The sequence below is a fragment of the Diaphorobacter limosus genome, from assembly GCF_033100095.1.
GTDB classification, from domain to species: domain Bacteria; phylum Pseudomonadota; class Gammaproteobacteria; order Burkholderiales; family Burkholderiaceae_C; genus Alicycliphilus; species Alicycliphilus limosus.
Map to the genome: position 1 here is coordinate 3,948,105 of NZ_CP136921.1, position 13,132 is coordinate 3,961,236.

Consider the following 13,132-nt stretch of genomic DNA (forward strand, 5'->3'; position numbering starts at 1 on the left):
GGCCCAGGAACGATCCGAAGGGACGCGGTTAGACAATGCGGGCCCCATCGCATGCGCCCGCCGTGCGCTATCCCCATGGCCGTTCAGCGGTGGTTGGCTGGCTGTTGCTGGCAGTTGCCGGCTGCGGCCTGACCAGTTTGCTTGGCTGGCTGGTGCTCGGTACGGCACAGGCCGACCTGGCGATCAAGGCCGCGTCGGGCCTGGGTCTTTGGCTCGTTTGCTGCGCTGTCGCCTGGCGTTGGTGGTGGCGCATGCCGGTGGGTCAATTGACGTGGGATGGCGGCCAATGGGTGCTTGACTCCGTCCGGCTCGGGCAGGCGCAGGCTGTGCAAGGCAGTCCGCAAGTCCATCTGGATCTGCAATGGGGCATGCTGCTCTCGGTGCGAGCGCTGCAAGGGCGGGGCAACTGGCTGTGGCTGGAGCGGCGCAGCGACGCCGTTCAATGGCTGGCGCTGCGGCGTGCGGTATATTCGCCGGCCCGCTCCCAGGCCCCAGATCTGGGCCAGACAACCGGCAGCATGCCAAGCCAGCGCAACGACGGAGCACCCACCCAGACATGACCGCACCTTCGCCCGCATCCCAGGAGCCCGCCGACAGCGATCTGCGGCTGGTCGAGCGCACGGTTGCCGGCGACCAGCGTGCCTATGAGTTGCTGGTCATCAAGTACCAGCGCCGCATCGAGCGTCTGGTGGGGCGCATGGTGCGTGACGTGGATCTGATCCCGGACATCACGCAGGAAACCTTTTTGCGTGCCTATCGTGCGCTGCACCAGTTCCGCGGTGAGGCGCAGTTCTACACCTGGCTTTACCGCATTGCAGTGAACACGGCCAAGAAGGCGCTGCTGGACATCAAGCGCGACCCGGTGATCACGGAAAGCAGCCTGCGTGGGGGCGGGGATGAAGACGATGAAACTTCCCTGCTCGATCGTGAACTAACCAGCGATGAAACCCCCGAAACCGTGCTTGCCGCCCAGGAGGTTGCAGCCGCGGTCAACGCCGCCATGGAGGCGTTGCCCGAGGATTTGCGCCAGGCCGTCACACTGCGGGAGATCGAGGGTTTGAGTTACGAGGAAATTTCCGTGGCCATGTCCTGCCCCATAGGCACCGTGCGCTCGCGGATTTTCCGGGCCCGTGAGGCCATATCGGCAAGGGTCAAGCCGCTGCTGGAGAAGCAGACCGGCAAACGGTGGTAGTGAAAGAGGCGCAGATTGCGTGCAATGGCAGGTGACACCATGAACGACAAGGACATCACGCGTGAGCATCTGTCGGCCCTGGCCGACGGCGAGTTGCAGGGTGAGGAGTTCGCCCGTGCCGTGGCCTATGCCGGCACGGCAGAAGGCCAGTCCACCTGGCGCATGTATCACCTGATCGGTGACACCCTGCGCAGCCCGTCGCTGGCGCATGTGACGCATGCAGCCGATCCGGCGCTGGTGGGCCGGTTGCGTGAGCAACTGGCGCAGGAACCTCGCCCCGATGGCGTGAACCCGGCCGCGGTGGCGACCCACGCTGCCCCCCAGGGACAAGCTGAGGCGGCCAATGCCTCGGTGTTCCGCTGGAAGCTTGCCGCCGGTTTTGCGTCGATTGCGGCGGTGGTCGCCGTGGGCTGGAATGGCTACCTGGGGCAGTCCGGTAGCGCAGCGCCCCAGGCGGCACGGCTGGCGGTAGTCCAGCAGCCGGCCGCAGAAGACTGGCCCCCGCCGTTTGTGGCTACCGCTGTGGAGCCCCGGGAGCAGCAGCCGCCGGTGATGATCCGCGACCCGCGCCTGGACGAGTTGCTGGCCGCGCACAGGCAGTACGGCAACACCACGGCGTTGCAGATGCCGGCGGGGTTCTTGCGCAACGCCACCTTTGAGGCGCCCAGGCGTTGAACCCGCCCGTTTCTTTGTGCGCGCAATGCGATGCGCGGCGCAGCCACTACACAAGCATATGGAGGGAACTGCCGATGATGTCGAGCATGGATTGGAAACGCCGGCTGAAGTCCGGTTCTTTGGCCCTGATGGTTGCCGTGGTTGGCTCGGCCGGCCTGCTGGTCAGCCCGGCGCCGGTGCATGCCCAGTCGGCGCCGCCCTTGCGCGGCTTGCCTGACTTCACCGAATTGGTGGAACAGGTGGGGCCGTCGGTGGTGAACATCCGCACCACGGAGAAGGTGTCTGCCCGCCCGTCGATGAATGGCATGGATGAGGAGATGCTGGAATTCTTCAAGCGCTTCGGCATTCCCATGCCCAAGATTCCACGCCAGCAGGGGCCGCAACGCCAGCAACCCGAGGAGCAGCCGCGCGGCGTGGGTTCGGGCTTCATCCTCTCGCCCGACGGCTATGTGATGACCAACGCCCATGTGGTCGAGGGGGCCGATGAGGTGCTGGTGACGCTGACCGACAAGCGCGAATTCAAGGCCAGGATCGTCGGCGCCGACAAACGCACCGACGTGGCGGTGGTGAAGATTGACGCCACCGGCCTGCCGGCCGTGCGCGTGGGTGACGTGAGTCGCCTGAAGGCCGGCGAGTGGGTCATGGCCATTGGTTCGCCCTTTGGCCTGGAGAACACGGTCACGGCCGGCATCGTCAGCGCCAAGCAGCGTGACACGGGCGACTACCTGCCCTTCATCCAGACCGATGTGGCCATCAACCCCGGCAACTCCGGTGGCCCGTTGATCAACATGCGCGGCGAGGTCGTCGGCATCAACAGCCAGATCTATTCGCGCTCCGGCGGCTTCATGGGCATCTCGTTCGCGATACCGATGGACGAGGCCATGCGCGTGAGCGAACAGCTGCGCACCAGCGGCCGCGTGAGCCGTGGGCGCATCGGGGTGCAGATCGAATCCGTGTCCAAGGACGTGGCCGAGTCGATAGGCCTGGGCAAGCCACAAGGGGCGTTGGTGCGTGGCGTGGAGGTGGGTTCGCCCGCAGAGAAGGCCGGCATCGAGGCGGGCGACATCATTACCCGCTATGAGGGCAAGGCCGTGGACAAGGTGGCGGATCTGCCGCGCCTGGTGGGCAACACCAAGCCGGGCACCAAGGCCAGCATCACCGTGTTCCGCCGTGGCGCCATGCGGGATCTGTCTATCACCATTGCCGAGATCGAGCCCGATGAGAAGGTAGCCGCCAAATCGGCCGATGCCGAGGGCAAGGCCAAGCCGTCCACGGCGGCACAGCAGCTGGGCCTGGTGGTGGCGGAGCTGACGCCGGCGCAGGCCAAGGAGCTGAAGATCAAGGGCGGCGTGCGCGTGGTCTCGGCCGATGATGCCGCCGCACGTGCCGGCCTGCGCGCCGACGATGTCATCGTGGCCCTGGCCAATACCGAGGTGCGCAGCCTGAAGGATTTCGAAGCCGCGCTGGCCAAGGTGGACAAGAGCAAGCCCATCAACGTGCTGCTGCGTCGTGGCGAATGGGCGCAGTACAGCCTGATCCGCCCCGCGCGTTGAGCCATTGAGCGCTTCCCGGCCGCTATCCCGAAGCCTGCAGTAGGGCTTTTGCCGCCGGCAGTGCCCTGGGGCTGAAGGTGCTATTCATGAATTTCGATAGAATGGCGGCCCTGAATCGGAGGTGTTCGATATATATTCGCGGTCTCCGCGTCACCATGTGAAAACACATGATGCCAATCACAGGTGCTCCACAGTTTGCGCACATGTTGTCCAAAACTGGCGCTCTCAATCTGTGGATTAACTGTTGATAAGTTTCCGTTGCAGCATGGCAACGACCCTGTCCGCTAGCTGGCCGGCCTTTCCCCAAGGGCCTTTTTGCCTACAATGAGGCTCCAACTATCGCAGTTGCCAAAGATTGTTGGTTCAGGGCGCGTCGCTTATCTGACGCGCCCTTTTTTCTTGCCCACGGTCTTGCCATTCCATCATTTGTCGTATCCCGTTGATGAACCACATCAGAAATTTTTCGATCATTGCGCACATTGATCACGGCAAGTCCACGCTTGCTGATCGCATCATCCAGCGCTGCGGCGGGCTTGCCGAGCGCGAGATGGAGGCCCAGGTGCTCGACTCGATGGACATCGAGAAGGAGCGCGGCATCACCATCAAGGCGCAGACCGCTGCCCTCTCATACAAGGCGCGCGACGGACAGGTCTACAACCTGAACCTGATCGACACGCCCGGCCATGTGGACTTTTCCTACGAAGTGAGCCGATCGCTGTCGGCCTGCGAGGGGGCGCTGCTGGTGGTCGATGCCTCCCAGGGCGTGGAGGCGCAGACCGTGGCCAACTGTTACACGGCGCTGGATCTGGGCGTGGAAGTCCTGCCCGTGCTCAACAAGATGGATCTGCCGCAGGCCGACCCGGACAACGCCAAGGCCGAGATCGAGGACGTGATCGGTATCGATGCGGGTGAGGCAATAGCCATTTCGGCCAAGACCGGCATGGGCATAGACGATGTGCTCGAGCAGATCGTCGCCAAGGTGCCGGCGCCGCGCGGCAAGCCCGAAGCGCCACTGCGCGCCATGATCATCGACAGCTGGTTCGACAGCTACGTGGGCGTGGTGATGCTGGTGCGTATCGTCGATGGCGAACTGAAGAAGGGCGAGCGCTTCAAGATGATGGCCACCGGCGCCGCCTATGAGGCCAACCAGCTTGGCGTCTTCACCCCCGCTAACGTGCAGCGCGATGCGCTCAAGGCGGGCGAGGTCGGGTTCATCATCGCCGGCATCAAGGAGCTGAAGGCTGCCAAGGTGGGTGACACCATCACGCTGGAGAAAAAGCTGCCCAACAACCTCGGACCCGCCACCGAGGCACTTCCCGGCTTCAAGGAGATCCAGCCCCAGGTGTTCGCCGGGCTCTACCCCACCGAGGCCAACCAGTACGACCAGTTGCGCGATGCGCTGGAAAAGCTGCAGCTCAACGATGCCTCGCTGCGTTTCGAGCCTGAGGTGTCGCAGGCACTGGGCTTTGGTTTTCGCTGCGGCTTTCTGGGCCTGTTGCACATGGAGATCGTGCAGGAGCGCCTGGAGCGCGAGTTCGACCAGGACCTGATCACCACCGCACCCAGCGTGGTGTATGAAGTGGTCAAGGGCGACGGCGAGCTGATCCAGGTGGAAAACCCCTCCAAGATGCCCGAGCAGGGCCGTATCCAGGAGGTGCGCGAGCCCATCGTCACGGTGCACCTGTACATGCCGCAGGACTATGTGGGGCCGGTGATGACGCTGGCCAACCAGAAGCGCGGCGTGCAGATGAACATGGCCTACCACGGCCGCCAGGTCATGCTGACCTATGAGATGCCACTGGGCGAGATCGTGCTGGACTTCTTCGACAAGCTCAAGTCGGTGTCGCGTGGCTATGCGTCGATGGACTACGAGTTCAAGGAGTACCGCGCCTCGGACGTGGTCAAGGTGGACATCCTGCTCAATGGCGAGAAGGTCGATGCCCTGTCCATCATCGTGCACCGCACGCAGGCGGCCTACCGCGGCCGTGCCGTGGCGGCGAAGATGCGCGAGATCATCAGCCGCCAGATGTTCGATGTGGCCATACAGGCGGCGATCGGCGCCAACATCATCGCGCGCGAGACCATCAAGGCGCTGCGCAAGAACGTGCTCGCCAAGTGCTATGGCGGCGACATCACGCGCAAGAGGAAGCTGCTGGAAAAGCAAAAGGCGGGCAAGAAGCGCATGAAGCAGATCGGCTCGGTGGAAGTGCCCCAGGAGGCCTTCCTGGCCATCCTGCAAGTGGAGGAATGACAGCGTGCAAGCCATGCAATACATCACGGCCGCGGTGCTCGCGGCGTTTGTGAGCTATATCGGCGCCTGGTATATGGGCGCCATCGAGGGCAATTTCGCGCTGCTGCTGCTGCTGGCCACCGTGGTCACGGGCGCCTACTGGCTGGCCGAACGCATTGTGTTTCTGCCGCAGCGGCGCCAGGCGGCGCAGGCGATCGAGGATGCCGCGGCGCAGCGCCGTGCCGAGCTTGACCGCATGGGCATCAAGAAGGTCGATGGCGACGTGGCCGAGGCCAAGGGCCGCATCCTCATGCAGCCCTGGTGGCTGGATTGGACGGCAGGCCTGTTCCCGGTGATTGCCGTGGTGTTCCTGCTGCGCTCCTTCCTGTTCGAGCCCTTCAAGATCCCCTCGGGCTCGATGATTCCCACGCTGCTGGTGGGCGACCTGATTTTGGTGAACAAGTTCACCTACGGCCTGCGCCTGCCGGTGATCAACACCAAGATCACGCAGGGCAATCCGGTGCAGCGCGGCGATGTGATGGTGTTCCGCTACCCGCCCCAGCCGAGCATGGACTACATCAAGCGCGTCGTCGGCCTGCCCGGCGACGAGGTGGCGTATCTGGACAAGCGCCTCACGGTCAACGGCCAACCCGTTCCGACCACGGCGCTGCCGGACTTTTTCGAGCAGGACAGCATGCGCTACTTCCGCCAGTTCGAGGAGCAACTGGGCACGCACAAACACCGTTTGTTGAACAGCCCCGAGGCCCCGGCCTTCGTGCAGGGGGCGAGCAATTTCAAGTTCCGCGATCAGTGCCGATATAGCGTGGAGGGCGTCACCTGCAAGGTGCCCGAGGGCCACTATTTCCTGATGGGTGACAACCGTGATAATTCGCTCGATTCGCGCTACTGGGGCTTCGTGCCCGACGAGAACATCGTTGGCAAGGCCTTCTTCGTGTGGATGAATTTTGGCAACCTCAAGCGCATCGGGTCGTTCAACTAGTCCAGCTACACAGAGGGAGATTCAGGTATGGGTTTGCACCGCAGCGCAACGCGTGCGCGCCAACGGGGGCTGTCGTTCATTGGCGTGATCTTTGTCGGCCTGATCGCCGTGGCGGCATTTGCCATTGGCGGGCAGTCGGTGCCGGTGTTCCTCGAATACGCCAACATCAAGAAGGCGGCCGCCAAGGCCGCGCGCGACGGCAACACGGTGCCCGAGATCCGCGCCGCATTCGACCGCGCGGCGCAGATTGACGACATCCATTCCATTTCCGGCAAGGACCTGGAGATCACCAAGCGCAACGACAAGGTGGTGGTGTCGTTCAACTACTCGCGCGAGATCCCGCTGGCGGGGCCGGCCTACCTGGTCTACCGCTTCCAAGAATCGACGAATTAGTGCCAGCCGACAGTCTCTCTGCGCTGCAGCATCGGTTGCAGCACCGGTTCTCAGACCCCTCGCTGCTGCAGCGTGCCGTCACGCATCGCAGCTACTCCTCAGAGCACAACGAACGCCTGGAATTCCTTGGCGACTCGGTGCTGAACCTGGCCGTCTCCAGCCTGCTGTTCAGGCGCATGCAGGGCCTGCCCGAGGGTGAGCTCTCGCGCGTGCGTGCCCTGCTGGTCAAGCAGGACTCGCTCCACCGCATTGCCATGCGCCTGCAGCTGCCCCAGGTGCTGCGCCTGGGCGAGGGCGAGTCCAAGTCCGGCGGCAAGCTGCGTCCGTCCATCCTGGCCGACGCGCTGGAGGCCATCATCGGCGCTGTCTATCTGGACGCGGGCTACGACCAGGCCGAGGCCCTGGTGCACCGCCTGTTAGAGGGCGTGGAGCTGAGCCCGCGCCTGCAGGAGGCCGCCAAGGACGCCAAGACCGCATTGCAGGAGTGGCTGCAGGGTCGCAAAATGAAGCTGCCGCAGTACCAGGTGATAGACACCACGGGCGCGGCGCACAACCAGGTGTTCCATGTCGAGTGCCTGGTGGCCGAGCTGCAACTGACAGCGCGCGGCAGCGGCGCATCGCGCCGCGCGGCAGAGCAGGCCGCCGCCAGCGCCATGCTGGCCCAACTGAAAGTGAAACAGGCATGAATGCTATGAATACTGAAGCTGGTGACGCCCATGAGTCGGGCGCCAGCGGCCAAATAGACCAAAACCAACAGAACGACCTGGAGGCCATGCTGGCCGCCGCGCGCCCCGGCACCGGCGCGCCAGCCGACGCGGCCGGTCAGCGCTGCGGCCTGATCGCCATCGTCGGCAAGCCCAACGTGGGCAAGTCGACGCTGATGAACGCCCTGGTCGGCCAGAAGATCAGCATCACCAGCCGCAAGGCGCAGACCACGCGCCACCGCATCACCGGCATACGCACGCGCGGTGCCACGCAGTTCGTGTTTGTCGATACCCCCGGCTTTCAGACCCGGCACAGCACGGCGCTGAACAAATCGCTGAACAAGACCGTGATCGGCGCGATCGGCGACGTGGATCTGATCCTGTTCGTCGTCGAGGCCGGCAGCTTCACCCTGGCCGACGCCAAGGTCTTGAGCCTGTTCAAGCCCGGCATCCCCACGCTGCTCATTGCCAACAAGCTCGACACCGTGCACCGCCGCGCCGACATCGCGCCCTGGCTCAAGAGCATGCAGGAGCGCCACCCGTTCGCCGAGTTCGTGCCCATGTCGGCCAAGAAGCGTGACGACATCGAGCGCCTCTACGGCATCTGCGAAAAATACCTGCCCGAGCAGGCCTGGTGGTACGCCGAGGACGAGTTGACCGACCGCAGCGAGAAGTTTCTGGCCAGCGAGACGGTGCGCGAAAAGCTGTTTCGCTTCACCGGCGACGAGCTGCCCTACACCTCCACCGTGGTCATCGACAAGTTCGACGAAGAGGCGAGCAAGCAGCACAAACGCTTTCTGCGCATCGCGGCCACCATCGTGGTCGAGCGCGACAGCCACAAGGCCATGATCATCGGTGAGAAGGGCGAGCGCCTGAAGCGCATCAGCACCGAGGCGCGCCAGGAGCTGGAAAAGCTCATGGACGCCAAGGTGTTCCTGGAGGTCTGGGTCAAGGTGCGCTCGGGCTGGGCCGACGACGAGGCCCGCGTGCGCTCGTTTGGCTATGAGTGATTGGCGAGAAGTAAGTGGTGAATGGTGAGTGGTGAGTGGCAGATTCGCCTCGCGCCCATTCACCACTCACGACTTACCACTCACCACTTACCCCCCCCTAAAAATGGCCACGCGCCGCATTGCCGACGAGCCCGCCTTCATTCTGCACAGCTATGACTGGAGCGAGTCCAGCCTGATCCTGGAATGCTTCACGCGCCACCATGGGCGCGTGGCGCTGGTCGCCAAGGGGGCGAAGAAGCCGACCTCCAACTTCCGCCCGGTGCTGCTGCCGCTGCAGCCGCTGCGCCTGGGCTGGACCTGGGGCGGCGAGGTAGGGCAGGGCGAGATCCATGCGCTCAAGGGCGCGGAATGGGTGGGTGGCCATGTCATGCCGGTGGGCGATGCGCTGCTGTCGGGCCTGTACCTGAACGAGCTGCTGATGCGCCTGCTGGCGCGCGAGGACACCCATGCCCCGCTGTTCGATCTGTACGCCGGCGTGGTGCGCGTGCTGGGCAGTGGCGAGCATGGCGAGGCGCTGGAGCCGGTGCTGCGCGCCTTCGAGCTGTTGCTGCTGCGCGAAATCGGCTTGCTGCCCGCGCTCGACACCGAGACCGCCACGCTGGCGCCGCTGGCCGACGCATCGCGCTACACCCTGCTGGCCGAGGGTGGCCTGCGCGCCGCCACGCCGGACGACCGCGCGGCGCTCTCCGGCGCGCAGTGGCAGGCGCTGCAGCGGTCGCTGGACGAGGATGGGGCGGCCAGCTATGGCGCCGTGCTGCGCGTTGTTGCCGGCCGTGGATTTGCCGCTGCGGCCGAGCTCAAGGCCCAATTGCGGGCGCTGCTGCAATACCATTGCGGCAGCCCTTTGCTGCGCACGCGCCAGCTCATGATGGACTTGCAATCGCTATGACCACACACCCTCGCACCGCCCTCTCGGTCAATGTCAACAAGGTCGCCCTGGTGCGCAACACGCGCCACCTGGGCATACCCAGCGTCCTGCGCGCCGCCCAGCTGTGCCTGGAGGCGGGGGCCGACGGCATCACCGTGCACCCCCGGCCCGATGAGCGTCATATCCGCGCGCAAGACGTGTACGAGCTGGCCGAGCTGCTCGGCCAGTGGCCCGAGGCGGAGTTCAACATCGAGGGCAACCCCACGCACAACCTGATGGAATTCATCCGGCAGGTGCGCCCGCATCAGGCCACCTTCGTGCCCGACAGCGTGGGCCAGTTCACCAGTGACCATGGCTGGAACTTTCCCCAGGACGCCGAGCGCCTGGAGCCGCTGATCCAGGAGTGCCGCGAGCTGGGCGTGCGCGTGAGCCTGTTCATGGACCCGATCCCTGAGCAGATGGCCGCCGCCCGCGCCGTCGGCGCCGACCGCGTGGAGCTGTACACCGAGCCCTACGCCGCCGCCTGGGCCACGCCCCAGCGCTCGGATCAGCTGGCGCGCTACCGCCTGGCGGCGCAGGCTGCCATCACCGCCGGCCTGGGCGTGAACGCCGGCCATGACCTGAACCGGGACAACCTGGCGGACTTCCTGGCCGCCGTGCCAGGCGTGCTGGAGGTGTCGATAGGCCACGCGCTGATCGCCGACGCGCTGGAGCTGGGCTACGCCGACACCGTCACCGCCTATCAGCGCTGCATAGACCAGGGCATGGCGGAACGCGCCCTGAGCGAGCGGCGATAAGCCTTCGCCCAACGCCCAACGCCCAACGCCCAACATGATCTACGGCATAGGCACCGACATCTGCGACGTGCGCCGCATACGCGCCAGCGTGGAGCGCCATGGCGAGCGCTTTGCCGCCAAGGTGCTGGCCGACGCCGAGCTGGCCGCCTGGCGCCAGCGCAGCAGCCGCTGGCCCGAGCGCGGCCTGCGTTACCTGGCCACGCGCTTTTCCGCCAAGGAGGCCTTCAGCAAGGCCATAGGCCTCGGCATGCGCATGCCCATGACCTGGCGCCATTGCGAGGTGGCCAACCTGCCCACCGGCCAGCCGGTGATCGTGCTGCATGGCGCGCTCAAGCAATGGTTTGAGGCGCGCGGTCTGCGCGCCCACCTGAGCGTGACCGACGAGAGCGATTACGCGGCGAGCTTCTGCGTGGTTGAGAAGATTTAAGCAAAAAACGGCTCTAGCGCCTATCCATAAAGCGCAAACAGCTATCAAAACAGAAGTAATTTGAGAATGACTGAACACGCCCCCCTGATCATCGATGTGGCCGGCACCGGCCTGAGCGACACCGACCGCCGCCGCCTGGCCCACCCGCTCGTCGGCGGCATCATCCTGTTTGCGCGCAACTGGCAGGACAGGGCCCAGCTGCTGCAACTCACCGCCGCCATCAAGGCCGTGCGCCATGACCTGTTGATCTGTGTCGATCACGAGGGCGGGCGCGTGCAGCGTTTTCGCACCGATGGCTTCACGCATGTCCCGCCCATGCGCGCCCTGGGCGAGCTGTGGATGAATGACGGCAAAGCAGGGCAGGGCAGCGGCGCCCTGCGCGCCATGGATGCGGCCACGGCCGCCGGCTATGTGCTGGGCGCCGAGCTGCGCGCCTGCGGCGTCGATTTCAGCTTCACCCCGGTGCTGGACTTGGACTGGGGCGAGAGCGGCGTGATTGGCGACCGCGCCTTCGCCCGCGACCCGCGCGTCGTCGCCATGCTGGCGCGCGCCCTGATGCAGGGCCTGCTGCAGGCGGGCATGGCCAACTGCGGCAAGCATTTCCCCGGCCACGGCTTCGTCAAGGCGGATTCGCACACCGAGATTCCGATCGACAGGCGCAGCCTCAAGGCCATCCTGGCCGAAGATGCCGCGCCCTATCCGTGGCTGTCCACGGTGCTCACCAGCGTCATGCCGGCACATGTCATCTACCCCAAGATCGATGCTCGCCCGGCGGGCTTCTCGGCCAAGTGGCTGCAGGACATACTGCGCGGCCGGTTGCGCTTTGACGGCGCCATCTTCAGCGACGACCTGAGCATGGAAGGCGCGCGCCGCCTGGACGGACAGGTCGTGAGCTACACCGACGCCGGCGTGGCCGCGCTGAACGCCGGCTGCGACCTGGTGCTGCTGTGCAACCAGAGCCTGGAGGGCGGCGCCGGGGTGGACGAGCTGATAGCCGGCCTGGCCACCGCCCAGGCGCAGGGCCGCTGGCAGGCCAGCGCCGCCAGCGAGGCGCGCCGCCTGGCCCTGCTGCCCGAGACCCTGCCCCAGCCCTGGGACGACCTGATGGTGCAGCCGGCCTACATGCACGCGCTCGATCTGCTGCCATGAACATGCGTGTCGGTGTGCTGACTGGCGGGGGCGACTGCCCCGGCCTGAACGCGGTGATCCGCGCCGTCACCAAGTCGCTGATCCACCATGGCCACTGCGAGGTGCTGGGCATTGCCGACGGCTTCGAGGGCCTGATGGGCCAGACCCCGCGCACGCTGCCGCTGGCGTGGACGCAGGTCTCGGGCATCCTGCACATGGGCGGCACCATCCTGGGCACCAGCAACAGCGCCAACCCGCTCAAGGACGAGGCCACGCTCGCCCAGGTAGGGCGCAATGTGCGTGCCCTGGGCCTGGATGTGGTCGTGGCCATAGGCGGTGACGGCACCATGAGCCTGGCCCACAGCCTGCGCCAGGTGGGCCTGGCCTGCGTGGGCGTGCCCAAGACCATAGACAACGACATCGCGCTGTGCGAGCGCAGCTTTGGCTTCGACACCGCGGTGGCCACGGCCACCGAGGCATTGCACCGCGTGGAGAGCACTGCCAACAGCCACCACCGCGTGATGATCGTCGAGACCATGGGCCGCCACGCCGGCTGGCTGGCGCTGGAGGCGGGCATTGCCGGCGCGGCCGACATCATCCTGCTGCCCGAGATCGACTACGACCTGCAGGCCATAGTCCAGCGCTGCCGCGAGCGCGAGCAGCGCCAGCGCTACACCATCATCTGCATAGGCGAGGGCGCCAAGCCGCGCGGTGGCGCCCTGACGGTGCGCGAGCATGTGGCCGGCAGCCCCGATCCGGTGCGCCTGGGCGGCGTGGGCCATGTACTGCGCCAGCAACTGCAGCCGCACCTGAAGAGCGAGGTGCGCGCCACGGTGCTGGGCTATGTGCAGCGCGGTGGCGACCCCACGCCGTTTGACCGCGTGCTGGCCACGCGCTTTGGCCACCACGCGGCGCAGCTGGTCATCGACGGGCAGCTGGGCCGCATGGTCACGCTGCAAAACGGTGGCATAGGCAGCGTGGAGATCGCCCAGGTGGCCAACACCCAGCGCACCGTGCCCCCCGGGCACGAGCTGATCACCGTGGCGCGCGATATTGGCGTGTGTTTTGGCGATTGAGGCCAGGCCGTGAGGCCTGCCAGGCAGCACGGTAGGGCGTGAAAAATTAGGGCCGCGCTAAAGATTCATGTAAAATGAA

The 13,132-nt window shown here is 65.6% G+C and carries 14 protein-coding genes; all 14 read left to right on the forward strand.

Annotated features, from left to right (window positions below):
- The first annotated feature begins 35 nt into the window (after positions 1 to 35).
- The 14 genes from P4826_RS19000 to P4826_RS19065 all read left to right on the forward strand — a co-directional run bounded on the left by P4826_RS19000 (position 36) and on the right by P4826_RS19065 (position 13,053).
- Positions 36 to 560 carry a hypothetical protein gene (locus P4826_RS19000; protein ID WP_317701899.1) on the forward strand — a complete coding sequence of 175 codons (525 nt, stop codon included), beginning with the start codon at positions 36 to 38 and terminating at the stop codon, positions 558 to 560.
- Complete coding sequence (gene rpoE, locus P4826_RS19005) at positions 557 to 1,192, forward strand: RNA polymerase sigma factor RpoE (RefSeq protein ID WP_317701900.1); 636 nt, start codon at positions 557 to 559, stop codon at positions 1,190 to 1,192. Before P4826_RS19000 ends, rpoE begins: the two co-directional genes overlap by 4 nt.
- 39 nt (positions 1,193 to 1,231) lie before the next feature.
- On the forward strand, positions 1,232 to 1,867 hold the full coding sequence (locus P4826_RS19010) for a sigma-E factor negative regulatory protein (RefSeq protein WP_317701901.1): 636 nt from the start codon (positions 1,232 to 1,234) through the stop codon (positions 1,865 to 1,867).
- 128 nt (positions 1,868 to 1,995) lie between these two features.
- Complete coding sequence (locus P4826_RS19015; RefSeq protein ID WP_425605273.1) at positions 1,996 to 3,420, forward strand: DegQ family serine endoprotease; 1,425 nt, start codon at positions 1,996 to 1,998, stop codon at positions 3,418 to 3,420.
- Between the two features lie 442 nt (positions 3,421 to 3,862).
- Positions 3,863 to 5,671: a translation elongation factor 4 gene (lepA, locus tag P4826_RS19020; RefSeq protein ID WP_317701903.1), complete on the forward strand. Its 1,809-nt coding sequence runs from the start codon at positions 3,863 to 3,865 to the stop codon at positions 5,669 to 5,671.
- A 4-nt stretch (positions 5,672 to 5,675) separates the two neighbouring features.
- A complete protein-coding gene (gene lepB, locus P4826_RS19025; RefSeq protein ID WP_317701904.1) occupies positions 5,676 to 6,650 on the forward strand; it encodes a signal peptidase I in 975 nt (324 codons plus the stop codon).
- Positions 6,651 to 6,677: 27 nt separating this feature from the next.
- Positions 6,678 to 7,043: a DUF4845 domain-containing protein gene (locus P4826_RS19030; protein WP_317701905.1), complete on the forward strand. Its 366-nt coding sequence runs from the start codon at positions 6,678 to 6,680 to the stop codon at positions 7,041 to 7,043.
- Positions 7,043 to 7,729, forward strand: a complete 687-nt coding sequence (rnc, locus tag P4826_RS19035) for a ribonuclease III (protein ID WP_317701906.1) — start codon at positions 7,043 to 7,045, stop codon at positions 7,727 to 7,729. The genes P4826_RS19030 and rnc overlap by 1 nt, the downstream gene beginning before the upstream one ends.
- On the forward strand, positions 7,726 to 8,757 hold the full coding sequence (era, locus tag P4826_RS19040; RefSeq protein ID WP_317701907.1) for a GTPase Era: 1,032 nt from the start codon (positions 7,726 to 7,728) through the stop codon (positions 8,755 to 8,757). The genes rnc and era overlap by 4 nt, the downstream gene beginning before the upstream one ends.
- Before the next feature lie 103 nt (positions 8,758 to 8,860).
- A complete protein-coding gene (gene recO / locus P4826_RS19045; protein ID WP_317701908.1) occupies positions 8,861 to 9,646 on the forward strand; it encodes a DNA repair protein RecO in 786 nt (261 codons plus the stop codon).
- Positions 9,643 to 10,422, forward strand: coding sequence for a pyridoxine 5'-phosphate synthase (locus tag P4826_RS19050; RefSeq protein ID WP_317701909.1), 780 nt, complete (start codon positions 9,643 to 9,645; stop codon positions 10,420 to 10,422). Before recO ends, P4826_RS19050 begins: the two co-directional genes overlap by 4 nt.
- A 34-nt stretch (positions 10,423 to 10,456) precedes the next feature.
- A complete protein-coding gene (gene acpS, locus P4826_RS19055) occupies positions 10,457 to 10,849 on the forward strand; it encodes a holo-ACP synthase (protein WP_317701910.1) in 393 nt (130 codons plus the stop codon).
- Positions 10,850 to 10,915: 66 nt separating this feature from the next.
- Entirely contained in the window at positions 10,916 to 11,998 is a 1,083-nt protein-coding gene (nagZ, locus tag P4826_RS19060; RefSeq protein ID WP_317701911.1) for a beta-N-acetylhexosaminidase, read from the forward strand.
- A gap of 2 nt (positions 11,999 to 12,000) precedes the next feature.
- Positions 12,001 to 13,053, forward strand: coding sequence for a 6-phosphofructokinase (locus P4826_RS19065; protein ID WP_317703803.1), 1,053 nt, complete (start codon positions 12,001 to 12,003; stop codon positions 13,051 to 13,053).
- Positions 13,054 to 13,132 lie beyond the last annotated feature (79 nt).